The 24013-nt window shown below is 68.2% G+C and carries 26 protein-coding genes; 20 read left to right on the top strand and 6 right to left on the bottom strand.

Annotation, left to right across the window (positions count from 1 at the left end; translation table 11 throughout):
- Positions 1-3 precede the first annotated feature (3 nt).
- Together ACZY0X_RS27640 and ACZY0X_RS27635 are read left to right on the top strand one after the other, a co-directional pair.
- A complete protein-coding gene (locus ACZY0X_RS27640; RefSeq protein ID WP_463774965.1) occupies positions 4-2046 on the top strand; it encodes an NAD(+) synthase in 2043 nt (680 codons plus the stop codon).
- A gap of 52 nt (positions 2047-2098) precedes the next feature.
- Positions 2099-2905, top strand: a complete 807-nt coding sequence (locus tag ACZY0X_RS27635) for a GntR family transcriptional regulator (protein WP_463774964.1) — start codon at positions 2099-2101, stop codon at positions 2903-2905.
- Between the two features lie 10 nt (positions 2906-2915).
- Here the strand turns inward: ACZY0X_RS27635 and ACZY0X_RS27630 are convergent, their stop codons facing one another.
- Positions 2916-3746 (bottom strand): enoyl-CoA hydratase/isomerase family protein, encoded by an 831-nt coding sequence (locus ACZY0X_RS27630; RefSeq protein WP_463774962.1) that lies wholly within the window; start codon positions 3744-3746, stop codon positions 2916-2918.
- 14 nt (positions 3747-3760) lie between these two features.
- Entirely contained in the window at positions 3761-4624 is an 864-nt protein-coding gene (locus ACZY0X_RS27625; protein ID WP_463774961.1) for a ribokinase, read from the bottom strand.
- Between the two features lie 56 nt (positions 4625-4680).
- Between ACZY0X_RS27625 and ACZY0X_RS27620 the strand changes: the two genes are divergently transcribed.
- The 9 genes from ACZY0X_RS27620 (at position 4681) to ACZY0X_RS27580 (ending at position 12268) form a co-directional block, all read left to right on the top strand.
- Entirely contained in the window at positions 4681-5928 is a 1248-nt protein-coding gene (locus tag ACZY0X_RS27620; RefSeq protein WP_463774959.1) for a glutamate-5-semialdehyde dehydrogenase, read from the top strand.
- Positions 5929-5954: 26 nt separating this feature from the next.
- Entirely contained in the window at positions 5955-6830 is an 876-nt protein-coding gene (locus ACZY0X_RS27615; RefSeq protein WP_463774958.1) for an AAA family ATPase, read from the top strand.
- Positions 6831-6840: 10 nt separating this feature from the next.
- A complete protein-coding gene (locus ACZY0X_RS27610) occupies positions 6841-8286 on the top strand; it encodes a vWA domain-containing protein (protein ID WP_463774956.1) in 1446 nt (481 codons plus the stop codon).
- Positions 8287-8358: 72 nt separating this feature from the next.
- Complete coding sequence (nadD, locus tag ACZY0X_RS27605; RefSeq protein ID WP_463775068.1) at positions 8359-9000, top strand: nicotinate-nucleotide adenylyltransferase; 642 nt, start codon at positions 8359-8361, stop codon at positions 8998-9000.
- Positions 8997-9398 (top strand): ribosome silencing factor, encoded by a 402-nt coding sequence (rsfS, locus tag ACZY0X_RS27600; protein WP_463774955.1) that lies wholly within the window; start codon positions 8997-8999, stop codon positions 9396-9398. The genes nadD and rsfS overlap by 4 nt, the downstream gene beginning before the upstream one ends.
- The gene (gene gpgP / locus ACZY0X_RS27595) at positions 9395-10063 is read left to right on the top strand and encodes a glucosyl-3-phosphoglycerate phosphatase (RefSeq protein WP_241404401.1); all 669 of its coding nucleotides are present in this window, start codon (positions 9395-9397) and stop codon (positions 10061-10063) included. Before rsfS ends, gpgP begins: the two co-directional genes overlap by 4 nt.
- The gene (gene octT / locus ACZY0X_RS27590; protein ID WP_463774954.1) at positions 10053-10802 is read left to right on the top strand and encodes a diglucosylglycerate octanoyltransferase; all 750 of its coding nucleotides are present in this window, start codon (positions 10053-10055) and stop codon (positions 10800-10802) included. The genes gpgP and octT overlap by 11 nt, the downstream gene beginning before the upstream one ends.
- A gap of 2 nt (positions 10803-10804) precedes the next feature.
- Positions 10805-11641 carry a DegV family protein gene (locus tag ACZY0X_RS27585; RefSeq protein WP_463774952.1) on the top strand — a complete coding sequence of 279 codons (837 nt, stop codon included), beginning with the start codon at positions 10805-10807 and terminating at the stop codon, positions 11639-11641.
- Positions 11642-11650: 9 nt separating this feature from the next.
- The gene (locus ACZY0X_RS27580) at positions 11651-12268 is read left to right on the top strand and encodes a maleylpyruvate isomerase family mycothiol-dependent enzyme (RefSeq protein WP_463774950.1); all 618 of its coding nucleotides are present in this window, start codon (positions 11651-11653) and stop codon (positions 12266-12268) included.
- Between the two features lie 82 nt (positions 12269-12350).
- Here ACZY0X_RS27580 and ACZY0X_RS27575 read toward each other — a convergent pair whose 3' ends face one another.
- Positions 12351-13208 (bottom strand): class I SAM-dependent methyltransferase, encoded by an 858-nt coding sequence (locus tag ACZY0X_RS27575; protein ID WP_463774949.1) that lies wholly within the window; start codon positions 13206-13208, stop codon positions 12351-12353.
- An 82-nt stretch (positions 13209-13290) separates the two neighbouring features.
- Here ACZY0X_RS27575 and ACZY0X_RS27570 point away from each other — a divergent pair, with 82 nt between their 5' ends.
- The gene (locus ACZY0X_RS27570) at positions 13291-13734 is read left to right on the top strand and encodes a helix-turn-helix domain-containing protein (RefSeq protein WP_463774947.1); all 444 of its coding nucleotides are present in this window, start codon (positions 13291-13293) and stop codon (positions 13732-13734) included.
- On the opposite strand, the gene ACZY0X_RS27565 is transcribed toward ACZY0X_RS27570, so the two are convergent.
- On the bottom strand, positions 13712-14785 hold the full coding sequence (locus ACZY0X_RS27565; protein ID WP_463774946.1) for an NAD(P)H-dependent amine dehydrogenase family protein: 1074 nt from the start codon (positions 14783-14785) through the stop codon (positions 13712-13714). The genes ACZY0X_RS27570 and ACZY0X_RS27565 overlap by 23 nt on opposite strands.
- A gap of 87 nt (positions 14786-14872) precedes the next feature.
- On the opposite strand from ACZY0X_RS27565, the gene ACZY0X_RS27560 reads away from it, so the two are divergent.
- The 4 genes from ACZY0X_RS27560 (at position 14873) to holA (ending at position 18678) form a co-directional block, all read left to right on the top strand.
- The gene (locus ACZY0X_RS27560; protein WP_463774945.1) at positions 14873-15289 is read left to right on the top strand and encodes a RidA family protein; all 417 of its coding nucleotides are present in this window, start codon (positions 14873-14875) and stop codon (positions 15287-15289) included.
- A gap of 115 nt (positions 15290-15404) precedes the next feature.
- Complete coding sequence (locus ACZY0X_RS27555; protein WP_463774943.1) at positions 15405-16217, top strand: ComEA family DNA-binding protein; 813 nt, start codon at positions 15405-15407, stop codon at positions 16215-16217.
- A complete protein-coding gene (locus ACZY0X_RS27550; RefSeq protein WP_463774942.1) occupies positions 16214-17728 on the top strand; it encodes a ComEC/Rec2 family competence protein in 1515 nt (504 codons plus the stop codon). Before ACZY0X_RS27555 ends, ACZY0X_RS27550 begins: the two co-directional genes overlap by 4 nt.
- Before the next feature lie 5 nt (positions 17729-17733).
- Positions 17734-18678, top strand: coding sequence for a DNA polymerase III subunit delta (gene holA / locus ACZY0X_RS27545; RefSeq protein ID WP_463775067.1), 945 nt, complete (start codon positions 17734-17736; stop codon positions 18676-18678).
- 1 nt (position 18679) lies between these two features.
- On the opposite strand, the gene rpsT is transcribed toward holA, so the two are convergent.
- Positions 18680-18940, bottom strand: a complete 261-nt coding sequence (gene rpsT, locus ACZY0X_RS27540) for a 30S ribosomal protein S20 (protein ID WP_463774940.1) — start codon at positions 18938-18940, stop codon at positions 18680-18682.
- Between the two features lie 311 nt (positions 18941-19251).
- Between rpsT and ACZY0X_RS27535 the strand changes: the two genes are divergently transcribed.
- The 3 genes from ACZY0X_RS27535 to ACZY0X_RS27525 are packed head-to-tail and all read left to right on the top strand — an operon-like array spanning position 19252 to position 22594.
- A complete protein-coding gene (locus ACZY0X_RS27535; protein ID WP_463775065.1) occupies positions 19252-20778 on the top strand; it encodes a circularly permuted type 2 ATP-grasp protein in 1527 nt (508 codons plus the stop codon).
- A complete protein-coding gene (locus ACZY0X_RS27530) occupies positions 20778-21755 on the top strand; it encodes an alpha-E domain-containing protein (RefSeq protein WP_463774939.1) in 978 nt (325 codons plus the stop codon). The genes ACZY0X_RS27535 and ACZY0X_RS27530 overlap by 1 nt, the downstream gene beginning before the upstream one ends.
- On the top strand, positions 21755-22594 hold the full coding sequence (locus tag ACZY0X_RS27525) for a transglutaminase family protein (RefSeq protein WP_463774937.1): 840 nt from the start codon (positions 21755-21757) through the stop codon (positions 22592-22594). Before ACZY0X_RS27530 ends, ACZY0X_RS27525 begins: the two co-directional genes overlap by 1 nt.
- On the opposite strand, the gene ACZY0X_RS27520 is transcribed toward ACZY0X_RS27525, so the two are convergent.
- Positions 22578-23465 (bottom strand): ribonuclease Z, encoded by an 888-nt coding sequence (locus ACZY0X_RS27520; RefSeq protein ID WP_463774936.1) that lies wholly within the window; start codon positions 23463-23465, stop codon positions 22578-22580. The two genes, ACZY0X_RS27525 and ACZY0X_RS27520, sit on opposite strands and share 17 nt — an antisense overlap.
- Before the next feature lie 117 nt (positions 23466-23582).
- Here ACZY0X_RS27520 and ACZY0X_RS27515 point away from each other — a divergent pair, with 117 nt between their 5' ends.
- Positions 23583-24011 carry a CBS domain-containing protein gene (locus ACZY0X_RS27515; RefSeq protein ID WP_463774935.1) on the top strand — a complete coding sequence of 143 codons (429 nt, stop codon included), beginning with the start codon at positions 23583-23585 and terminating at the stop codon, positions 24009-24011.
- The last annotated feature ends 2 nt before the right edge of the window (positions 24012-24013 follow it).

Here is a 24013-nt window from a genome sequence, read left to right as displayed (position 1 = left end):
GCCGTGGACTTCCATTCGGCGTACCGGCACGGCTTCGTCCGAGTGGCCGCATGCACCCATCACACGACGCTGGCCGACCCCGTGGCCAACGCCGAATCGGTGCTTGCGCTGGCACGCGACTGCCACGATGAGGGCGTCGCGTTGGCGGTGTTCCCGGAGCTGACGCTCTCGGGGTACTCCATCGAGGACGTGTTGATGCAGGACGGCCTGCTCGACGCGGTCGAACGGGCGCTGGCAGATCTGGTGGCGGCCACGGCCGACCTGCTGCCCGTGCTGGTCGTGGGTGCGCCGCTGCGCTACCGGAACAGGATCTACAACACCGCTGTGGTCATCCACCGCGGCAGCGTGCTCGGGGTGGTGCCGAAGTCCTATCTGCCCACCTACCGGGAGTTCTACGAGCGCAGGCAGATCGCGGCCGGCGATGACGTGCGCGGGACCATTCGTGTCGCGTCCACCGATGTGCCGTTTGGACCTGACCTGTTGTTCACCGCGACCGATCTGCCGAGTTTCGTGCTGCACGTGGAGATCTGCGAGGACATGTGGGTGCCGGTTCCGCCGAGTGCGGAGGCCGCGCTGGCCGGGGCGACGGTGCTGGCGAACCTGTCCGGAAGCCCGATCACGATCGGTAGGGCCGAGGATCGCAAGCTCATGGCCCGCTCGGCGTCGTCTCGCTGCCTCGCGGCCTACGTGTACGCCGCCGCGGGGGAGGGCGAGTCGACGACCGACCTGTCCTGGGACGGCCAGACGATGATCTACGAGAACGGCACCCTGCTGGCCGAATCCGAGCGCTTTCCCAAGGGGGAGCGGCGCTCTGTCGCCGATGTCGACACCGAGCTGCTGCGCGCCGAGCGGATTCGCATGGGCACCTTCGACGACAACCGGCGCCACCACGGTGCGCGGACCGACGCGTTCCGGCGGATCGAGTTCACCGTCGACCCGCCGGCAGGCGATATCGGGCTGCGTCGTGAGGTCGAGCGCTTCCCGTTTGTTCCCGCGGATCCAGAACGGCTGCAACAGGATTGCTATGAGGCCTACAACATCCAGGTGTCTGGACTGGAGCAGCGGCTGCGGGCGCTGAACTATCCGAACGTCGTGATCGGCGTGTCGGGGGGCCTGGACTCCACCCACGCGTTGATCGTCGCCGCGCATGCGATGGACCGGGAGGGTCGCCCCCGTAGTGACATCCTGGCCTTCACCCTGCCCGGTTTCGCCACCGGTGAGCGCACCAAGGGCAACGCCATCGCGTTGAGTAAGGCGCTGGGCGTCACGTTCTCCGAACTCGACATCCGTGACACCGCGACGTTGATGCTGACCGAGATGGGTCATCCGTTCGCCCGTGGCGAGAAGGTCTACGACGTCACCTTCGAGAACGTGCAGGCGGGTCTGCGCACCGACTACCTGTTCCGGTTGGCCAATCAGCGCGGCGGCATAGTGCTCGGCACGGGCGACCTGTCCGAGTTGGCACTGGGCTGGTCGACCTACGGTGTGGGCGACCAGATGTCGCACTACAACGTCAACGGTGGTGTACCGAAGACGTTGATTCAGCACCTGATTCGATGGGTTATCGCCTCCGAGCAGTTCGACGACACCGTCAACGGCATCCTGGCGTCGGTGCTGGACACCGAGATCACACCCGAACTCGTCCCCACGGGTGAGGACGAGGAGATCCAGAGCAGTGAGGCGAAGGTCGGCCCCTACGTTCTGCAGGACTTCTCGCTGTACCAGGTGCTCCGCTGGGGATTCCGGCCGTCGAAGGTCGCCTTCCTGGCCTGGCATGCCTGGCATGACGCCGATCATGGCGACTGGCCCGCAGGGTATCCGGATGACAAACGACCGTCATACTCGCTCAAGGAGATTCGGCACTGGCTGACGATCTTCGTGCAGCGCTTCTACTCCTTCAGTCAGTTCAAGCGGTCAGCCCTGCCCAACGGCCCGAAGGTGTCCGCAGGCGGGGCGCTGTCACCGCGCGGGGACTGGCGGGCGCCGTCGGACATGTCCGCACGCACCTGGCTCGACGAGATCGAGCGCGAAGTACCCGAGGCGTAGGTGCGTAGCGGTATCCGACCGCTACGCGCCAGATCGTGCGAAGATCACGACGATGGCAGAAACGAGCGACCAAGAGTCGCTGGTCAACGTCGCTGCCGGGGTGCCGCTGCATCGGCAGCTGTTCCTGGTGCTGCACGACGAGATCGCCCGCGGCGTATTGGCCGCGGGCGATGGTCTGCCGACCGAACTGTCGATGTGCGAGCAGTTCGGCGTTTCGCGGATTACCGTGCGTCGCGCTCTGGCCGACCTCGCCGACGCCGGGTTGATCGAGCGCAGACACGGCGTCGGTTCCTTCGTCACCGACCGATCACCGCCTCGGGGGTACGACGAGACCGGTTCGTACATGGACGAACTGCGGCAGGTCGAGTTCGAGACCGAGGTCGAGGTGATCGAATTCGGCGTGCGCACCGTGCCGGGCCCCATCGCCGAGCGCCTGGGCGGACCAGACCAGGCGCTTCACGTGCTGAGGCTGCGGCGGGAGCGTCGCACGGGTGAGCGGCTGATGATCTCCGAGGCATGGCTTCCCGAGGATCTCGCCGACGAACTCACTGCGCCCGGGCTGGCAGGTGCCCCGATCTTTCACGTCCTGCACGACGCGGGTGTCGGGCTGACGAGCCTCGACCACGAACTGACCGCCGAGATCGCCGGGCCCAGGACCGCGGCAATGCTCGGTGCATCGATCGGCGCGCCGTTGATCCGGATCAACTCGCTGGCCCACACCGCGGCCGGGCCGCATCACTGTCTGTCGGTGACGTTGTCGCCGAACCGAAGTCGGGTGCTGCTGACCCAGACGGCCGCGGATTTCGAATCCGGTGTCGGCATGGCGATCGCGCACGACGTGCGTCGGCCGCTCGCCTGAGCGGTAGCGGCTAGAGCCGGCCTTCGGTACGCAGGTCGGGGTGCACCCACTCGGGCGAGCGGCGCTGCTTGAACGCCACGAAACCCTCGACGGCCTCGGGTCCGCTGTAGGACGCCTTCATGCCGATCCGGTCGAACAGCCCCATGTAGTTGTCGAGGCTCGACTTCACCACCGAGCGCGCCTTGGGTGCGGTGCGGCACACCTGGGTCAGCACCTCGCGCGCGGCGCCCGCGAGATCGTCGTGCGGGACCACTCGCGCCACCATTCCCCAGTCCGCGGCCTCCTGTGCGGTCAGGGTGCGGCCGGTGAACATCAGGTCCCTGGTTCGTATCGGTCCGATGACGCGGGCGAGCATCTGGCTGTAGTAGGTGTCGGCGATGCCGCGGTACAACTCGGGGACGCGGAAGGTTGCGCGGTCGCTGACCACCGCCATGTCACTGCACATCGCGATCTGCAGGCCGCCGCCCTGGCACAGGCCGTTGACCGCCGACACCACCGGCTTGACCGACTGACGCAGCGTCTCGAACGGCGTGACATCCATCGACAGCGCGGGCCCGAAGGTCATCCAGTCGTCCACGCCGTCACCGCCGCCGAGGTCACCGCCAGGCGCGAACACGTCACCGGTGCCGGTGATCAGCAGGCCCGCCAGGTCGTCGTCCGCCTCGACGTGGGTGACCGCGTACCGGATGCCGAAGTACATCGCCGGCGTCATCGCGTTGCGTGCCTGCGGGCGGTCCAGCGTGACGATCCCGAACGGGCCCTCGCGCTCGAAGCGCAGGAACGGGGTGCCGAGCCAGTCGCCCTCGGGTGGGCGGGGTGTGCTCTTGGCGGCGGTCGTCATCGGGCTCCTTGGGCTCATTGCAGTACGTCGTCGATGGCTTCGCGGGTCGGCGCGCAGTTGCCCGCGCCGGGCGTCAGGGTAGCGAGTGCGCCTGCGGCGCACGCTCGAATCAGGGCGTTTCTGGGACCGCGGTGCCAGTCGGCGGCGAGCACGCCTGCGAACACGTCGCCCGCGCCGGTGGTGTCGACGGCCTCCACGGCGGGCGCCTCGACGTCGAAGCGTTCGGTGCTGCCCTGGTAGGAGGCCCCTCGCGCACCGCGAGTGATCACCAGATGAGGTACCTGCCAACGAAATTCGCGGGCCTCGTGGTCGTTGACGATCACGACGTCCACGGCCTGGGCCAGCTCCTCGAGTTGGGCAGGCGGCGTACCGCCGGGTGATGCGTTGAGCATCACCACAGCGCCCCCTGCCCGCCCGGTGCGCGCGGCCGCGAGCGCGGTGTCGATCGGTATCTCGAGCTGGATCAGCACGACGTCGGCGTCGGCGATCTCGATCCGTGTGTGTGCCGATGCCAGATGCAGATGGGCATTGGCTCCCGGTGCGACCACGATGCAGTTCTCGGCGTGCTCGTCCACCAGAATCACCGCGGCACCGCTCGGTCCGGGCACGGTCATGACGCCGCCGAGGCCCACTCCGTTGTCGAGCAGGTGGGCCCGCAGTCGGGAACCGGCATCGTCGTCGCCGACCGCTGCGACGAGGTCCACCGTGGCGCCCGCGCGGGCCGCCGCGACGGCCTGGTTGCCGCCCTTGCCGCCCGGGGACGACGTCACCGTGGACGCCAGCACCGTTTCGCCGGGGTTGGGCAGTGTCGAGACCTCGAAGGACTGGTCGAGATTCACGCTACCCACGACGCACACCCGGCTGCTCGCACCTGCCACGGGCTTACGGTAACCCCAACCGGGCCGATCCCGGCTTGTCTCGATACGCTGGGCGGATGAGTGTGGACGCTGCCGTGGACGCTGACCTGCGCCTGCAGGTGCATGACGCCGCCCGCCGGGCCCGGGTGGCCGCGCGCGTGCTGGGCACCTTGGACACCGCGACCAAGGACCGCGCGTTGCACGCCGCGGCCGATTCGGTGTTGGCCCAGGTGGACGCGGTTCTCGCGGCCAACGCCGCCGACGTTGACGCCGCGCGTGCGGCGGGCACCCCCGAGGCGATGCTCGACCGGCTCGCCCTGAACCCGCAGCGTGTGGACGGTATTGCGGCCGGACTGCGTCAGGTGGCGGGGCTGCCGGACCCCGTCGGGGAGGTGCTGCGCGGTAGCACGCTGCCCAACGGTCTTCGAATCCGTCAGCAGCGCGTGCCGCTCGGTGTCGTCGGCATGGTCTACGAGGGCAGGCCCAACGTCACCGTCGACGCCTTCGGGTTGACCCTGAAGTCGGGTAACGCGGCGCTGCTGCGGGGCAGCTCGTCGGCGCGGCGCTCGAATGAGGCGCTGGTCACCGCGTTGCGCGCCGCCCTGGTCGCCGAGGGACTGCCCGCCGACGCCGTGCAGTTGCTGCCCAGCGAGGACCGCGCCAGCGTCACCCACCTGATCCAGGCTCGCGGCCTGGTGGACGTCGTCATTCCGCGCGGGGGAGCCGGGCTGATCGCCGCCGTGGTTCGGGACGCGACCGTGCCGACCATCGAGACGGGCGTCGGTAACTGTCACGTCTACGTGCACGAGGCGGCGGATCTCGATGTCGCCGAACGCATTCTGCTGAACTCCAAGACCCGGCGCCCGAGTGTGTGCAACGCCGCGGAGTCGCTGCTCGTCGACGCCGCGATCGCCGAGACTGCACTGCCGCGGCTGATCGGGGCGCTGCAGGACGCCGGTGTCACCGTGCATCTTGACCCCAGCGAGGACGAGTTGCGGGCCGAGTTCTTGTCGATGGACATCGCGGTCGCGGTGGTGGACGGCGTCGACGCCGCCATCGCCCACGTCAACGAGTACGGCAGCGGTCACACCGAGGCCATCGTGACCACCAATCTCGCTGCCGCCGAACGCTTCACGGCCCAGGTCGACGCGGCGGCGGTGATGGTGAACGCCGCCACCTCCTTCACCGACGGTGAGCAGTTCGGGTTCGGAGCCGAGATCGGTATCTCAACGCAGAAGCTGCACGCCAGGGGCCCGATGGGTCTGCCAGAATTGACCTCGACCAAGTGGATTGTGTGGGGCAACGGCCACACCCGCCCGGTCTAATCAAGCAAGAACGAGGAGAACACCCCGTGAGCGTCCCCGCACGCCCAGTACCGCTTTTCGCGGACATCGATGATGTCGCCGCGCGCCTGGCCGAGACCGGCTACCTGCCCGACACTGCGACCGCGACCGCGGTCTTCCTCGCTGACAGGCTGGGCAAGCCGCTGCTCGTCGAGGGACCGGCTGGCGTCGGCAAGACCGAACTGGCCCGCGCCGTCGCGCAGTGCACCGGATCTGAGCTGGTCCGGCTGCAGTGCTACGAGGGTGTCGATGAGGCACGCGCGCTCTACGAGTGGAACCACGCCAAGCAGATCCTGCGCATTCAGGCCGGCTCGGGCGACTGGGACCAGACCAAGATGGACGTGTTCAGCGAGGAGTTCCTGCTGACCCGTCCGCTGCTGACCGCCATCAAGCGGACCGACCCCACCGTGCTCCTGATCGATGAGACCGATAAGGCCGATATCGAGATCGAGGGCCTGCTGCTTGAGGTCCTGTCAGACTTCGCCGTCACGGTTCCCGAGCTGGGCACCATCAAGGCCGAGCGACCACCGTTCGTGCTGCTGACCTCGAACGCCACCCGCGAGCTGTCCGAGGCGCTCAAGCGTCGCTGCCTGTTCCTGCACATCGACTTCCCCGAACCCGAGCTGGAGCGTCGGATCCTGCTGTCGCGGGTGCCCGAACTGCCGGAACGCCTGGCCGAGGAACTGGTCCGCATCATTGGCGTGCTGCGCGGCATGCAACTCAAGAAGGCGCCGTCGGTGGCCGAGACCATCGACTGGGGCCGCACCGTCCTCGCACTGGGCATGGACACCATCGACGACGAGTTGATCGCCGCGACGCTGGGCGTGGTGCTCAAGCACCAGTCCGATCAGCAACGCGCATCCGGCGAACTTCGCCTGAACTGAGGATCCGCTGATGGCCGCCCGACGCACCCGACCCCCGCAACCGATTGCCCCCCACGGCATTCCGGGCCACCTGGTCGAGTTTGTCGAGGCGCTGCGCGGGGTGGGCATCTCCGTCGGACCCTCCGAGACCGTGGACGCCGGACGAGTGATGGCGGTTCTGGGCCTGAGCGACCGCAATCAGCTTCGGGAGGGACTCGCGTGCGCCGTGCTGCGCCGTGCGGACCACCGCGAAACCTACGACGCCATGTTCGACCTGTGGTTCCCGCCCGCATGGGGCGCACGGACGGTGGTGGACGACGACGGCACCGCCGACGACGATCCGACCGCCCCGCCTGCGCAGGACATCGAGGGTCTGCGGGCGGCGTTGGTCGAGATGCTGGCCAATAACGCCGACCTTGAGAACCTCGACGCACGGCTGGCGGCGATGATCGCCCAGATCGTCGAGTCCCAGGGCCGCTACAACTCCAGCCGGGGGCCGTCCTACTCCTCGTATCAGGCGTTGAAGGCCATGGCGCTCGACGAACTCGAGGGCCGGCTACTGGCCGGGCTGCTCGCGCCGTACGGCGACGCACCCACGCCCACGCAGGAGGAGATCGCCAAGGCGATCGCCGCGAAGCGCATCACGCAGCTGCGCCGGATGGTGGAGGCCGAGACCAAACGCCGCACCGCCGAGCAGCTGGGCCGCGACCACGTCCAGATGTACGGCATTCCGCAGCTGGCGGAGAACGTCGAGTTCCTCCGCGCATCGGGGGAGCAGCTGGCGCAGATGCGCCGCGTCGTCGCACCGTTGGCGCGCACGCTTGCCACCCGGTTGGCGGCCCGACGGCGGCGCTCTCGCCGTGGTGAGATCGACCTGCGCAAGACCCTGCGCAAGTCGATGTCGACCGGCGGTGTGCCCATCGACGTCGTGCTGAAGAAGCCGCATCCGGCGCGCCCCGAACTGGTGGTGCTGTGCGATGTCTCCGGTTCCGTCGCCGGGTTCAGCAGCTTCACGCTGATGCTGGTCAACGCCCTGCGTCAGCAGTTCTCCAGGGTCCGGGTGTTCGCCTTCATCGACACCACCGACGAGGTGACCGAGATGTTCGGCCCCGACTCCGACCTCGCTGTCGCCATTCAGCGCATCACCCGCGAGTCGGGCGTGTACACCCGCGACGGCCACTCCGACTACGGGCATGCCTTCGTGTCGTTCCTGGACAAGTACCCCAACGTGTTGTCCCCGCGCAGCGCACTGCTGGTCCTCGGCGACGGCCGCAACAACTACCGCAACCCCGAACTCGACCTGCTGGCCCGCATGGTCAGTGCGAGCCGCCACGCGCACTGGCTCAACCCGGAGCCCAAGCACCTGTGGGGCAGCGGTGACTCCGCCGTCGCGCGCTACGAGGGCGTCATCCCCATGCACGAGTGTCGCTCGGCCAAGCAGCTCGCCACGGTGATCGACAAGTTGCTGCCCGTCTAACCTCTGCCTTTCGGCGAGCGCAAGCGGGCCCGGATCACTGCCGTAAGCTGCCTATTCGTGACTCGACGCAGGCTGGGTGTGATGGGTGGGACGTTCGATCCCATCCATCACGGTCACCTCGTCGCGGCCAGCGAGGTCGCCGACCAGTTCGGCCTCGACGAGGTGGTGTTCGTGCCGACGGGTCAGCCATGGCAGAAGAGGGAGCGCTTCGTCACCGAAGCCGAGGACCGCTACCTGATGACCGTGATCGCGACGGCCGCCAACCCGCGCTTCTCGGTCAGCCGCGTCGACATCGACCGCGCAGGCCCCACCTACACGAAGGACACCCTGCGGGACCTCGCGGCACAGCGTGGTGACACCGACCTGTTCTTCATCACCGGGGCGGACGCGCTGGCATCGATCCTGTCGTGGCAGAACTGGGAGGAACTGTTCTCCCTGGCCCGGTTCGTCGGCGTCAGCCGGCCGGGCTACGAACTCGACGGCGAGCACATCGCAGCGGCAATGGAGCAACTACCGGAGGACGCATTGCAGTTGGTTGAGGTGCCCGCGCTGGCGATCTCGTCGAGCGACTGCCGCGCGCGGGCCGAGTCCGGCAGGCCCATCTGGTATCTGGTTCCCGACGGTGTCGTTCAGTACGTGTCCAAGCGCGGTCTCTATCGATCCCAGTCCCAGGCCCAATCCCAAACCCACGCAGTCCAGGAGCCCCAATCATGAGCGCAGGCGACGAATCCGTACACATGGCGACGGTGGCCGCGCAGGCCGCCGCGTCGAAGCTGGCCGACGACATCGTCGTCATTGACGTCTCCGAGCAGCTCTTCATCACCGACCTCTTCGTCATCGCCTCGGCCAATAACGAGCGGCAGGTCAACGCGATCGTCGACGAGGTCGAGGAGAAGATGCGCGTGGCCGGCTACAAGCCCGCCCGCCGGGAGGGCACCCGCGAGGGCAAGTGGGTGCTGCTCGACTACGTCGACATCGTCGTGCACGTCCAGCATCAGGATGAGCGCAACTTCTACGCCCTGGACCGGCTGTGGCGGGACTGCCCGGTGGTGCCGGTGGAACTCGAGGACGGAGCCGACCGAGCCGACGAATCCACGGAGGATTCGCAGTGAGGGTCTGCCACCTGGTGATGCTGCGGCACGGGCAGACCGAGTACAACGCGGGCAGCCGCATGCAGGGTCAGCTCGACACCGAACTGTCCGACCTGGGGCGCGCCCAGGCGGTATCGGCTGCCGAGGTGCTTGCCAAGCGCCAGCCGCTGCTGATCGTGTCATCGGACCTGCGCCGCGCACTGGACACGGCGACCACGCTCGGGGAGCGGGCCGGCGTACCGGTCACGGCCGACACCCGGCTGCGTGAGACGCACCTCGGGGACTGGCAGGGCATGACGCACCACGAGGTGGACGCGATCGCCCCCGGTGCCAGGCTGGCATGGCGCGACGATGCCCGGTGGGCACCGCACGGCGGCGAGAGCCGGGTCGACGTCGCGCGCCGCAGCCTACCGCTCGTCGAGGAACTCGTTGCCGGACATCGGGAGTGGGGTGTCGATGAGCCCGACAGGCCCGTCGTACTGGTGGCGCACGGCGGGTTGATCGCGGCGCTCACCGGCGCGGTCCTCGGCATCCCGGTGGACAACTGGCCGGTGTTCGGCGGGATGGGCAACGCGAGCTGGGTGCAGCTGTCGGGGCACGGCGAACCCGACGCCGCGTTCGGTGACATCCGCTGGCGCCTCGACGTGTGGAACGCCTCGGCGCAGGTGGCCAACGATGTCCTCTGAGGAAACGTCGGGCACACCGCGCAGGACACTGCTCGTCTTCTGCGATTCGCTGTCCTACTACGGACCCACCGGCGGGCTGCCGTCGGATGACCCCCGGATCTGGCCCAACATCGTTGCCAGCCAACTCGGTTGGGACCTCGAGTTGATCGGTCGGATCGGCTGGACCTCCCGCGATGTGTGGTGGGCGGCCATCGGCGATCCCCGGGCGTGGGCCGCCCTGCCTAAGGCCGGCGCGGTGATCTTCGCGACCAGCGGAATGGACTCACTGCCCTCCCCGCTGCCGACCGCCGCCCGCGAGTTCATCCGTTACATCAGGCCATCGTTCCTGCGCCGCTGGGTACGCGACGGTTACGGCTGGGCGCAGCCCCGCCTGTCACCGATCGCCCGGCCGGCCCTGCCGCCGCAGCTGACCGTCGACTACCTCGAACAGACCCGCGCGGCCATCGACTTCAACAGGCCCGGCATCCCGTTCGTGGCGTGTGTGCCCTCGGTGCACATCGCCGACACCTACGGGCGGTCGCACCGCTGGCGCGACGCCACGGTTGACGCGATCACGGAATGGGCTGGCGAACACCGTGTTCCGGTGGTCGACCTCAAGGCCGCCGTCGATGAAGAGGTGATGAGCGGGCGGGGCAACCCCGACGGGATTCACTGGAACTTCGAGGCGCACCAGGGTGTCGCCGAGCTGATGATGAAGGGTCTCGCCGAGGCCGGAGTGACACCGGGCCCCGGCGACTGATCATGGCCGTCGTGGTGGTGACCGACTCATCCTCGCGGCTACGCCCGGATGAGTTGCAGCGGTGGGGGATCCGCCAGGTGCCGTTGCACGTGCTGGTGGACGGCGCAGACCTTCTCGACGGTGTCGACGCGGTGCCGAACGACGTGTACGCACGCAGCCACGCCACCACATCGGGGGTGTCGCCGACGGACCTCGCCGAGGTCTACCGTGCCGCCCTCGCCGACAGTGGTGGTGACGGCGTGGTGGCAGTGCACCTGTCCGCGGCGCTGTCGAGTACTTTCAGCAATGCCAGTGCTGCGGCACGAGAGTTCGGATCGGCTGTGCGCGTGGTGAACTCGCGGTCGGCGGCGGCCTGCGTCGGCTTCGTCGCCGCCGCGGCGGCGCAATCGGCCATCGAGGGTGCCGACCTCGACGCCGTCGAGGCCGCGGCCCGTGCGGCGGTGCCCCGCGGACACGCCTTCATCGTCGTGCACCGGCTGGACAACCTGCGCCGCAGCGGGCGGATCGGCACTGCGGCATCGTGGCTGGGCACCGCGCTGTCGGTCAAGCCGCTGCTGTGCCTGGACGTTGACGGCAGGCTGGTGCTGTCCCAACGGATTCGCACGGTGTCGAAGGCACACGCGGCCATGGTCGACGCGGTCGCCGAGGTGGTCGGCGAGCGTCGGGCCACGATCGTCGTGCACCACGTGGACAACCACGACGCCGCCGACGTCATCGGTGCCGCGCTGACCGATCGTCTGCCTCAGATCGAGTCGCTGACGGTGTCGGATATGGGTCCCGTGCTGGCGGTCCACGTCGGCGCGGGGGCCGTCGGTGTGTGCGTGGCCGTCGACGGGTAACCACGACCCATGAATGTGCTGGATCTGGGACGCGATGAGCGACTGGACTTCGCCGACTTCCTCGCCGGGCTGAGCGCCGAGCAATGGGACCGCCCCACCCTGTGCACCGATTGGACGGTGCGCGACGTGGTGGCCCACATCATGAGCTACGAGGGAATGACTGCGGCGCAGCTGGTGGGCCGGTTCCTGCGCGGTGGCCTGATGACCGACCGTATCAACGCCCTCGGGGTGGCCGATCTGGCCGGCCACTCGTCGGAGCGGCTCGTCGCGATGGTGCGCGAGCACGCCTACCCGCGGGGGCTGGGCGCTGGATTCGGCGGTCGGATCGCGCTGACCGACAACATGATTCACCAGCAGGACGTGCGCAGGGCGCTGGGCCTGCCGCGCGCCATCGCCGCGGAGCGGTTGACCGTCGCGCTCGACTTCGCGCGATTCGCACCGCTGATCCGCGGCGCGTGGCGGGCGCGCGGCACCAGGCTGGTCGCCACCGACCTGGATTGGTCGCACGGCCGGGGGCCGGATGTGCGGGGACCGGGTGAGGCGCTGCTGATGGTGATGGCCGGTCGGCCCGCCGCCCTGGGCGACCTCGACGGCCCAGGGCTGACCAGGCTCACGGCCCGGTTCTAACGCGGGCCCGTTCCAGCGCGGGCACACCACGCCGAACGTGCCGCCACTGCGAGAAAATGGCGGCGGATTCTTCGCAGTGGCGTCACGTTGGGCGAGCCCTGTTCCTGGCGCTGACCGACCAGCACGCAGCGGTGTAGCGAACCTCGCCGTCATGGACGAACTGCTCGTAAGCGGGCCGGATCGCCGCGACCACCCGTGAGCGCGTCTGCTCGTCGCTGCCGTGCAGGATCTGACCGACGGGGCCCATGTGCGTCAGGTAGGGCACCAACTCCTCCTCGGCTAGAGCGCATCCGACGTCGATCGGCGTGATGTCGATGTCGGTCCATCCGGCCGACTCGAGGACGCTGGCGAGACGATCGGCGTCGGCGAACGCGAACGGTCCCTGCAGGCCGGGTCGGCGAAGGGCCAGGGTGAGCAGCAGCGGTGCCCCCGCGCGCTCGGCCGTTGTCATGAACGGGTTCTCGTCGGGGGACCGCCATGCGAAGAACTGGAGTTGGGCGTCCGTGCGCGCCGCGCGTCGTAGGTTCGCGAACGCGGCGATGGGGTCGCCGAAGAACATCACGCCGAAGCGCGAAACGACAGTGTCGAACGACCCGGCGTCGAATTGGTGTGTTTCGGCGTCGTCGACGATGAAGCGTACCGGCAGCTCGGGACTTCTAGCTCGGCCGCGCGCGACGCCGATCATCGGGTCGGAGATGTCGATCCCCATGCAGTGGCCGCCCTCGGTCAGGTTTCTCGCGACCGCGAGAGTGGTTGCGCCGGTGCCGCACCCGACGTCGAGAACGCGGCTGCCGCCACCGGCTGTCACCGCCTCGACAAGTAGATCCGCGAAGGGCTCGAACGTGCGGTCCAGAATCTGCTGCATCACAATCCATGCCTGCGCCGTACCGCCGTTCCATGCGCGCGCCTGATCCGTCGTCGCCGTGTGCGTCGTCTTCACGATCTCTCCCTCTGCTGGTAGGAACTGGTTGACTTCACGGTTTCAGTTAAAGTCAACTTCAAGTCAAGGGGAGGAGCGGGACATGGATATCGCCGAAGTGGCGCGACGTTGCGGTGTGCCCGCGTCGACGTTGCGGTTCTACGAGCAGAGGGGACTGATCTCGTCGATCGGCCGACGAGGTCAGCGCCGGCTGTTCGACTCGAGCGTCATCGATCAGATGGCGCTCATCGCACTCGGGCGGGCCGCCGGATTCTCACTCGACGAGATCGCCGTGATGCTGATGCCAGACGGTCAGCCGAGGATCGACAGGAAGACGCTTGCGGCCAAGGCAGACGAACTTGACGCGACGATAGGGCATCTCAGCGCCATGCGAGACGGACTACGTCACGCGGCTGAGTGTCCCGCCTCCAGTCACTCCGAATGTCCAACATTCCAGCGCTATCTCAAGGCCGCGGCAGCAGGCGCCCTGGGTGAGCGGAGCGGAGGAAAGCGGAGAGCGGGGCTCAGCCGCGGAAGCGTCCGGTGACCGGGGGCAGGTCCTTGAGCGTGACGATGCCCGGCGGGGCCGCCACCACGGCGGGCACTGCGTTGGTCACCGGCATCGCGGTGTAGATCATGCCCAGCCCCATGAAGCCCGGCTCCGTCCAATCCCGCGGCGGCAGGCAGTGCAGGACCGTGCGCATGTTGGGTGTGCCGAAGACCTGAATCACGTGTCCGTGCTCCAACGGCTTGGGCGGGGTGACGTGATCGCCCATCGTCCAGTTGAATCCGACGCTGACGACGTTGCGGTCGCCGACCCAACCGCGGTGGTAGCCGTAGACGCCACCGACGGTGCCCTTCGGGATCTGCATGAAACCCAGGTCGGTGTCACCGGTGGCCGTGGTGAACTCGACATCGAACGTCAGGCGGTCGAGGTGCGCGCCGATGGCATCGGCCATCATCGCCGCGGACTCGGCGAACACCTCGCTCTCGCGTCGCACACTCTCGGCCAGACCCGGTGTCTCGGGGTCCTGACCGAAGCCCATGGCGGCCTGGGTTCCGGCCGACTCATACGTCGAGCAGTCGACCGACTCGGTGATGCGGATCTCGTCGACGCCCTCGCACGCGCCCGAGAGCACCATGCCGACCATGTTCGTCATACCGGGATGCGCGCCGCTGCCGAAGATCGTGGAATTGCCCTCCTGGCAAGCCTTCTCGATCCTGGCCGTGTCCTCCGGTGACTGCTTGCCGCCGGTGATCCAGGCAGCGCTCGAACACACGTTGACGCCGGCGGCCAGCAGTCGGACGAGCTCATCGACGTCGGGCCACAAAGGGTTGTAGCAGCAGGCATCGGGTTTGAGCGCGATGAGCGCATCGATGTCATTGGTGGCGACCACGCCGGTGGGTTCGGATCGGCCGGCGAGGACAGCGGCGTCGACACCCACCTTGTCGGCCCCATGCGCGTACACGCCGACGAGTTCCATGTCGTCACGGCCGATGATGGAGTGCAGCGAGCGCTTGCCGATGTTGCCGGTGGTCCACTGGATCACTCGAAGCGGACGATTGGTGGTCATGCGCGATCCCGCTTCGGCGCTCATGCGGCGACTCCTCGTTGTGGTGGTTCAGTAGACACCTTCGGTCAATATGTATACGCGAGGATCCGCTGCGCTGGCATCATCTCTGCGGTGCAAGATCTCCCACCCGCAATCCGCGCGTTCACCTTCACCCCCGACGACGGCGTGCCTCCGAGTGTCGCTCCGTTCGCTCACGCCACCGTCGCGGGCGAGACCCTCTACGTCACCGGGCAGATGCCGACAGACGTGACGGGCACCGTCGTCGGCGCCGACGTGGCGACCCAAACGGATCAGGTGATGCGCAACCTGGTGCGGGTCACCGAGCTGTGCGGTGGTCGCTTGAGTGACGTCGTCTCGGTGCGCGCCTACCTGCTCGACTGGGCGGACTACGGGGCGTTCAACGACGCGTACGCGGCGTGGTTCCCGGACCGGCTACCGTCGCGGACCTGCGTTGGGGTCACCGGCCTCGCGGTCGGCGCACTAGTCGAGATCGACTGGGTGTGTTGGCGCTCGGGCGGGTGGGCGTAGCCGCGGCGGCATCGGCCACCAAGCCGGTATCCACAGACCGGTTTTCATCCACAGGGCGGGGCTGAGGTGCCGTCGCCCGGCCTCTCGCGTCGCGTCGCACGCTTACCGTCGCGCCATGCGAACCGAACTGCCCGCAGACAGGGTTGCGCGCCGCCTCAACGGATCCGACGGCGCCGAGGCGTCGCCGGCGGGCGAGTCCTCCGAGGACGAGCAGCCCGACACCTCGCTGGCCAGGTGGCTGCCCGAGGGGGGCTCACGCGGCCGCCCGCAGTGGCTGGCGACGATCCGCGCCGATCCCGGCCGAGCCGGTGTCATCGCCCTGGCCGCCGTCGGGGCGATCGCGGTGCTGGTGACGGTCTTCACCGTCACCGGCGACGATCCGCCTCCCGTCGTATCGGCCAATCTCCCTCCGGTACAGATGGTCTCCTCGACGGTTCCGTCCACACCGTCGGAGCACCAGCCGGTCGTGGTCAGCGTTGTCGGACTGGTCCACCGTCCCGGTTTGGTCACCCTCGAGCCGGGCGCCCGCATCGATGACGCACTCACCGCGGCTGGCGGGGTGCTCGACGGCGCCGACCTGAGCGGGCTGAACGTGGCGCGCCGACTCTCCGACGGGGAACAGATCGTCGTCGGCATCGCCTCGCCACCCGGTGTTCGGACGGCCATGGGCAGCTCCGTCAGCAGCCCGGCCCAGCAGGCCGCGCCCTCGACCGGCGCCACGGACACGCCCACGGCGGGTCCGGTGAACCTGAACACTGCAACGGTCGAGGAACTCGACGTCCTGCCGGGAGTCGGACCCGTCACCGCCGCGGCGATCATCGCCTTCCGCGACGCCAATGGCAGCTTCACCGACGTCGAACAACTCGGCGACGTCGACGGTATCGGCCCGGCGCGGCTGGAGAAGCTGCGCGACCTGGTCCATGTGTGAGCACCGCCGGGTCCGACCTGCGTTTGGTCCCGGTAGCGCTGAGCAGTTGGGCGGTCACGGCATCGGGAATCGTGTGGGGACCGGCCGTCGCGATCGGTGTTCTGATCGTCGCGACCGCTCTGACTGCGCTGGCCATGCGGATGAGCCGCGATCCCGACTCGGCGACGCCGATCTGGCCTGCCGTACTGGCGGTCACCGCCGCCGGTGCGATGTTCGCGCTGTCGGTGGCCCTGCGCGTTGCCGACGCGGAGCACCATCCCGTCGTCGCCCGGCTGGGCGACACCGTTGCGGTGACGATCGCCCCGACCGAGACACCGCGCGTCGTGGCGGGCGGCCGGCTGATGTTTCGAGCCAGGCTGCTCGCGATCGGTGACCATCGGCAGTCCGGTCGGGTCCTGGTGTTCGCGTCGGTGGGCGGCTACGGCGATCTGACGGTGGGACGCCCGGCGGCATTCCGCGCGCGCGTCGGCCGGCCGATTCGCCGTGATCTGACGGTGGCGGTGCTGTCGGCTACCGGTGAACCGCGGGTGGGGGAGGCGGGTCCGCTGTATCGCGTGGCCGCGGACGTCCGAGCTGACTTCGGGGCGGCCGCCCGCGTCGCGCTGCCCGCCAACCAGGCGGCGATGCTGCCTGCACTGGTGCTGGGCGACACGGCCGCATTGCCGCGCGACACCGTCGAGAACTTCAGGATTGCCGGCCTGACGCATCTGACCGCGGTCTCGGGTGCCAACGTCACCATCGTGGGTGGTGCGGTCCTGTTGTCCGCGGCGCTGGTGGGTCCGCGCGTCGCCGTGAGTCTGGCGGCGTTGGCACTCATCGCGTTCGTGATCGTGGTGCAACCCTCTGCCAGCGTGCTGCGAGCATCGAGCATGGCCGCGATCACGTTGTTGGCCATGGTGTCCCGCCGCCGGCGCCAGGCGATACCCGCGCTCGCGGCCACTGTCATCGCCGTGCTGATCGGATGGCCCGAGATGGCCGTCGATGTCGGCTTCGCGCTGTCGGTCTCGGCGACGGCGGCACTGGTCGTCATCGCACCGGCGTGGTCGGAGCGCCTCGTCCAACGGCGGTGGCCCAAACCGCTGGCCGACGCGGTCTGTGTCGCGGTGGCGGCACACCTCGTCACGGCGCCGCTCGTCGCGGGGATATCGGGGTCTTTCAGCGTGGTGTCGGTCGCGGCCAACCTCGCAGTGGCCGTGGTCATCCCGCCGATCACGGTGCTGGGCACCGGTGCGGCGGCGTTGGCGTCCGCGGCGCCCGACCTCGCCGGCCTGGTGATCAGGTTCACCGGGCCCGCCCTGTGGTGGCTGCTGAGTGTCGCGGACGTGGCGGCCTCGGCGCCCGGCGCTGCGGTGCCCGTCCCGTCGGGTGCGGCCGGGGTGCTGTGCGTGGCACTGGCGGGTGTCGCGGCGGTGGTGCTGTGGCGGTGGCGGTGGGGCCGAATCGTGCTCGGCGCGTGCTTGGTCTGCGTGGTTGCGTGGACGTCGGCGGGACGTGACACGATCTTCGGGTGAGCCAACTGCACCTCGTTCTCGGTGATGAAGATCTGCTCGTCGAACGTGCGGTGGCCGCCGTTCTGCGTTCAACGCGTGAGGAAGCCGGCACGTCTGACATCCCGGTGGACCGCATGCGCGCGGGCGAGGTGAGCACCAACGAACTCGCCGAGCTGCTCAGCCCGTCGCTCTTCGCCGACGAGCGGGTCGTGGTCCTCGAGGCGGCGGGCGAGGCAGGCAAGGACGCGGTCGCGCTCATCAGTTCCGCGGCGGCGGACCTGCCGCCGGGCACCGTGCTCGTCGTCATCCACTCCGGTGGCGGGCGCGCGAAGGCGCTGGCCGACCAGTTGAAGAAACTCGGGGCCGACGTGCATCCGTGCGCGAAGATCACCAAGCCCGGTGATCGGGCCGATTTCGTCCGCAACGAGTTTCGTGCCCTCAAGGTCAAGGTTGGCGATGACGCGGTGAACGCGATGCTCGACGCCGTCGGATCGGACATCCGCGAACTCGCGGCGGCGTGCTCACAGCTCGTCGCGGATACCGGCGCCGACGTGACTCCCGCGGCTGTGCGGCGCTACCACAGTGGCAAGGCCGAGGTGAAGGGCTTCGACATCGCCGACAAGGCGGTCACGGGTGACGTCGAGGGTGCGGCCGAGGCACTGCGCTGGGCAATGATGGGCGGCGAGCCACAGGTGGTTCTCGCGGACGCGCTGGCCGAGGCGGTCCACGCCATCGCCCGCGTCGCACCACTGTCCGGTGACCCCTACCGGCTCGCAGGAGAGCTGGGCATGCCGCCGTGGCGGGTGCAGAAGGTGCAGAAGCAGGCTCGTCGCTGGTCGCGTGATTCCGTTGCGGAGGCGATGCGGCTGGTGGCCACGCTCAATGCAGACGTCAAGGGCGCAGCGGCTAGTGCCGACTACGCCCTCGAGACTGCGGTTCGCAGAGTGGCCGAACTCGCGGCCAGGGGATAATTCAGAGCTTGTTCAGCGCGAGCGTCAGAGCCGACTTCTTGTTGGCGGCCTGGTTCTTGTGAATGACGCCCTTGCTGGCGGCCTTGTCGAGCTTACGGTTGGTGGCGGCGAGCAACTCGGCTGCCTTGTCCTTCTCGCCGGCGTCGACGGCCTCACGGAAGCCGCGGACAGCCGTGCGAAGAGCCGACTTCACCGACTGGTTGCGCAGGCGCGCGCGCTCGTTGGTGAGGATGCGCTTCTGCTGCGACTTGATATTGGCCACGCGTGTCGTTCCTTCTTAAGGTCGGCTTGGGTTTACCAAAGTGTTTCTGGGGCGCCCGAACGTGGGCAGCGAGTGTTCAGATTACCAGCGGAGGGGCTGAATACCCAAAGTGACGCCTCTGGCCTGCCGAAACGTCGTTATTGGTGCAGCATGTCAGGGTGAGCCCGCGAACACTGCCCGTCGAACCGTCGCGAACGGCGCCCAGCAAGTCATCGAGTGGCAAGTCATCGCGTGGCAAGTCCTCGAAACGCCATGACGGGATCTTCGGGGGTTACAACAGCGTAGGGGGCTACGCCAAGGCGTTCGACGAGATGTTCGACGCCGCGGGCAACGTGCGGGGACCTTACAAGGGCATTCTGGCCGAACTCGCGCCGTCGGACGCCTCCGAACTCGCCGCCCGCTCAGAGGCGCTTGGTCGCGCCTTCGTCGATCAGGGCATCACGTTCTCGCTGTCGGGTCAGGAGCGGCCGTTCCCGCTGGACCTGGTGCCGAGGGTCATCTCGGCCGCCGAGTGGTCGCGGTTGGAGAAGGGCATCAAACAGCGCGTCAAGGCACTTGAGCTGTATCTGGACGATATCTACGGCGAGCAGGAGATCGTCCGTGACGGCGTCATCCCGCGCCGGTTGATCACATCGTGCGAACACTTTCACCGCGAGGCCGTCGGCATCGTCCCGCCCAACGGCGTGCGCATTCACGTGGCGGGTATCGACCTGGTGCGCGACGCCCAGGGCAGCTTCCGGGTGCTGGAGGACAACCTGCGCTCGCCGTCGGGTGTCTCCTATGTGATGGAGAACCGCCGCACCATGGCGCGGGTCTTCCCGAATCTGTTCGCCACGCACCGCGTCCGTGCGGTCGGGGACTACGCCTCGCACCTGCTGCGCGCCCTGCGCAACGCCGCGGCGTCCAATGAGGCCGACCCGACCGTGGTGGTGCTCACGCCTGGCGTCTACAACTCGGCGTACTTCGAGCACTCGCTGCTGGCCCGCCAGATGGGTGTCGAACTGGTCGAGGGCCGTGACCTGTTCTGCCGGGACAACACCGTCTACATGCGGACCACCGAGGGTGAGCGTCAGGTCGACGTCATCTACCGCCGAATCGACGACGAGTTCCTAGACCCGATGCACTTCAAACCCGACTCCGTGCTCGGCGTGGCCGGGATCCTCAACGCGGCCCGCGCGGGAAACGTGGTCATCTCGAGCGCGGTGGGCAACGGTGTCGGCGACGACAAACTGGTCTACACCTACGTGCCAACGATCATCGAGTACTACCTCGGGGAGAAGCCGCTGCTGGCCAACGTCGACACCTTCCGGTGCTGGCTGGACGATGAGCGCGAGGAGGTGCTCGACCGCGTCGACGAGCTGGTCATCAAGCCCGTCGAGGGCTCCGGCGGGTACGGCATCGTGTTCGGCCCCGATGCGTCGGAGAAGGAACTGGCCACGATCTGCAAGAAGATCCGGGCCGATCCGCGCGGCTGGATCGCCCAGCCGGTGGTACAGCTGTCCACCGTCCCCACCCAGATCGACGACAAGCTGGCGCCGCGGCACGTGGATCTGCGTCCGTTCGCGGTCAATGACGGTGATGACGTGTGGGTGCTGCCCGGCGGGTTGACTCGGGTCGCACTGCCGGAGGGCTCGCTGGTGGTGAACTCCAGCCAGGGCGGCGGGTCCAAGGACACCTGGGTGCTGGCCTCGCGCACGTCGGCCGCCGACCGCGAGCTGGCGGCCGCCGAGATCGTCCGGTCACTGCCGAAGAACGCCAAGGGGCCGACGGTGGAGAAGGACGCTGACAGCATGAGCCAGCAGCAACAGCAGCAACAACAGAGCAGCGGGAGCCACTGATGCTGGCGCGCAACGCGGAATCGCTGTACTGGATCGGACGCTACGTCGAGCGGGCCGATGACACCGCCCGCATCCTCGATGTCACCGTCCATCAACTGCTGGAGGACTCCAGCGTCGACCCCGACCAGGCATCGCGGACACTGCTGCGGGTGCTGGGCATCGAGGCCCCCAAGATCGCGTTGGACGTGTGGTCGCTGACCGACCTGGTGGCCTTCAGCCGGGACACCGACGGCGGCTGCTCGATCGTCGAGGCGATCTCCGCGGCCCGTGAGAATGCCCGCGGCGCACGGGAAGTCACATCGACCGAGATCTGGGAGTGCCTCAACACCACCTACAACGCGCTGGCCGAACGCGAACGCGCCGCGAAACGTCTCGGACCGCACGAGTTCCTGTCCTACGTCGAGGGCAGGGCGGCGATGTTCGCCGGGTTGGCCGACTCCACGCTGTCCCGCGACGACGGATACCGCTTCATGGTGCTGGGCCGCGCGATCGAACGCGTCGACATGACGGTGCGTCTGCTGCTGTCCAGGGTCGGCGACAGCGCCTCCTCGCCGGCGTGGGCGACGGTGCTGCGCTCGGCAGGCGCACACGACACCTATCTGCGCACCTACCGCGGTGTACTCGACGCAGGCAGAGTCGTCGAGTTCATGTTGCTGGACCGGCTTTTCCCACGGTCGGTCATGTACTCGTTGCGACTGGCCGAGCACAGCCTCGAGGAACTGCGCCACCGGGCGCTCAATCGGGTCGGCGCCACCGCGGAGACGCAACGCCTGTTGGGTCGGGCGCGCAGCGAGTTGGAGTTTCTGCGGCCGGGAGTCCTGTTGGAGTCCCTCGAGGAGCGGTTGGCGGGCCTGCAGGAGACCTGCCACGAGGTCGGAGAGGCGTTGGCGGTGGAGTACTTCCACTCCGCGCCGTGGGTGGCGTGGACCGATGCGGGGCGCAATGCCTCGGTCGTGATCGAGGAGGGTGAGGTCTGATGTGGCGCATGCGTGTCATCCACGCCACGGGCTACGCCTACAAGTCACCCGTGACGGCATCCTTCAACGAGGTTCGGCTCACGCCTCGGTCGGATTCGCGGCAGAACGTCATCCTCAACCGCATCGAGACGGTGCCCGCCACCAGGTCCTACCGGTACGTGGACTACTGGGGGACCGCTGTCACGGCCTTCGATCTGCACGCCCCGCACACCGAACTCGAGGTGACGGCGTCGTCGGTGGTCGAGACCGACACGGAGGAGATGCCCGAGAAGGCCGTCACCTGGGAGGAATTGAAGTCCGCAGCGGTCATCGACCGGTTCGACGAGGTGCTCACGGCCAGGCACTACACGCCAGCGAGCGGTCGCATCGCTCGGGTCGGGCAGAGGATCGCCAGGGAGCACGACCCCGCCGAGGCTGTCATCGAGGCCGCCAACTGGGTGCACGGCGAACTCGATTACGTGCCAGGGACCACCGGCGTGCACTCATCGGGTCTTGACGCGTTGCGGGAGGGTAAGGGCGTCTGCCAGGACTTCGCGCACCTCACATTGATCCTGTTGCGCAGCATGGGGATTCCCGCTCGATACGTGTCTGGTTATCTGCATCCGCACAAGGAGGCGGTCGTGGGTGACACCATCGACGGTCAGAGCCATGCCTGGGTGCAGGCGTGGACGGGCGGATGGTGGAACTTCGACCCCACCAATGACGCCGCGATCAACGAGCAGTACGTCAGCGTCGGTGTCGGCCGTGACTACGCCGATGTCAGCCCGTTGAAGGGCATCTACTCCGGTGAGGGTTCGACCGATCTGGACGTCGTCGTCGAGATCACCCGCCTGGCGTGACCGTGCCGGCGCCGTCGGTTTTGTGTCCGCAGACGCCGGGGTGCACGTCCACTCGCAGCAGGTCGTCGCCGAGTTCGATCTGGCGACCGAACGTGGTGGCGGCCAGTGCGCGCCACTCCTCCTCCTGGCCCGGTGCGATACCGGGCACGTAGTGGGTGAGGATCAGGATGCCGACGCCCGCCCGGGTGGCGGTTGCGCCTGCCTCCTCGACTGAGGAGTGGTAGTCGCAGATGTCGCGGATCCGCTGCGCGGGCATCAGTGCGATGAGGTCCTTGCGAATCGCAGTGTGCACCAACGCACCCGCGCCTGCGGCCAGCTCGTCCAGGCTCTCGCACGGCACCGTGTCCCCGGCAAGAACCACCGACGCGCCGGCACGCTCCACCCGGAAGGCCACGGTCGGGGCCACAGGCCGATGGTCGGTCGGGGCGGCGCGGATCAGCACGTCGCCCTGCTCCCACACCACACCCTCGGTGTATTCGAGGACCTCCACCTGCGGTGGACCCGTGAGATCGGGATGGTGGGCCAGGCGATAGCCGATATCGTGCCCGAACGCCTTCAGCGTGGCCTCGACGACCTCCGCGGTGCCGGGTGGCCCGATGATGGGCAGTGGCGGGGCATCTGGGGTGAACGTCATCACCCATCGGGTGATGAGCAGGTCGCCGAGGTCGGCGATGTGATCGCTGTGCAGGTGAGTCAGCAGGAGTGCGGTCAGGGCGGGGGCGCTGCTGCCCGCCGCCGCGAGGCGCAGCTGAACGCCACGTCCGCAGTCGACCAGGAAGGTCTGCTCGCCGGCGCGAATCAGCGTGGCCGGTCCTGCTCGGTTCGCGTCGGGTACAGGGCTGCCGGTGCCGAGCAGCGTCACGTCGATCATGGGCACAGGTATACCGCCCATGGTCGGGCGCCGGACGGTTATGCGAGTTCGCTGGGGCTTTCCTCGCGCTGAGATCCGACCTAGCCTGGTGTGAGCCAGGTCACCTAGGAGGCTGCGGTGCGGATCTCGGATGTGTTGAAGAACAAGGGTGCGGGTGTGCTGACCATCACCCCGGACACCATGGTCAGCGACCTGCTGACCGGCCTGGTCACGCGCAACGTCGGCGCGATGGTGGTGATCGGCCCCGAGGGGCCGGTGGGCATCGTCTCGGAACGCGATGTACTGCGCAAACTGCACGAGTTCGGCCCCGCACTGCTCCACAGGTGCGTCGCGGACATCATGACCCCCGAGCTGATCACCTGCACGCCGGATGATCCGGTGGACCTCCTCAGCGGGCTCATGACCACGAATCGGGTCCGCCACGTGCCCGTCATCGCCGACGGGCAGCTGGTGGGCATCGTCAGCATCGGCGACGTGGTGAAGACCCGGATGGAGGAACTCCAGACGCAGCAGGAGCAGTTGGAGGCCTACATCACCCAGGGGTGAGG

Source organism: Mycobacterium sp. IDUB_39, from assembly GCF_055419205.1.
The sequence above is the reverse complement of the archived record's forward strand: the minus strand, read 5'-3'. Positions and strand labels throughout refer to the sequence as shown.

Bases quoted from the DNA above. Each gene is read 5' to 3' on its own strand.
- ACZY0X_RS27635 (WP_463774964.1), top strand. From the start codon at position 2,099: ATGGCAGAAACGAGCGACCAAGAGTCGCTGGTCAACGTCGCTGCCGGG.
- ACZY0X_RS27630 (WP_463774962.1), bottom strand. From the start codon at position 3,746: ATGACGACCGCCGCCAAGAGCACACCCCGCCCACCCGAGGGCGACTGG.
- ACZY0X_RS27620 (WP_463774959.1), top strand. From the start codon at position 4,681: ATGAGTGTGGACGCTGCCGTGGACGCTGACCTGCGCCTGCAGGTGCAT.
- ACZY0X_RS27610 (WP_463774956.1), top strand. From the start codon at position 6,841: ATGGCCGCCCGACGCACCCGACCCCCGCAACCGATTGCCCCCCACGGC.
- rsfS (WP_463774955.1), top strand. From the start codon at position 8,997: ATGAGCGCAGGCGACGAATCCGTACACATGGCGACGGTGGCCGCGCAG.
- octT (WP_463774954.1), top strand. From the start codon at position 10,053: ATGTCCTCTGAGGAAACGTCGGGCACACCGCGCAGGACACTGCTCGTC.
- ACZY0X_RS27585 (WP_463774952.1), top strand. From the start codon at position 10,805: ATGGCCGTCGTGGTGGTGACCGACTCATCCTCGCGGCTACGCCCGGAT.
- ACZY0X_RS27580 (WP_463774950.1), top strand. From the start codon at position 11,651: ATGAATGTGCTGGATCTGGGACGCGATGAGCGACTGGACTTCGCCGAC.
- ACZY0X_RS27570 (WP_463774947.1), top strand. From the start codon at position 13,291: ATGGATATCGCCGAAGTGGCGCGACGTTGCGGTGTGCCCGCGTCGACG.
- ACZY0X_RS27565 (WP_463774946.1), bottom strand. From the start codon at position 14,785: ATGAGCGCCGAAGCGGGATCGCGCATGACCACCAATCGTCCGCTTCGA.
- ACZY0X_RS27555 (WP_463774943.1), top strand. From the start codon at position 15,405: ATGCGAACCGAACTGCCCGCAGACAGGGTTGCGCGCCGCCTCAACGGA.
- ACZY0X_RS27535 (WP_463775065.1), top strand. From the start codon at position 19,252: ATGTTCGACGCCGCGGGCAACGTGCGGGGACCTTACAAGGGCATTCTG.
- ACZY0X_RS27530 (WP_463774939.1), top strand. From the start codon at position 20,778: ATGCTGGCGCGCAACGCGGAATCGCTGTACTGGATCGGACGCTACGTC.
- ACZY0X_RS27525 (WP_463774937.1), top strand. From the start codon at position 21,755: ATGTGGCGCATGCGTGTCATCCACGCCACGGGCTACGCCTACAAGTCA.
- ACZY0X_RS27520 (WP_463774936.1), bottom strand. From the start codon at position 23,465: ATGATCGACGTGACGCTGCTCGGCACCGGCAGCCCTGTACCCGACGCG.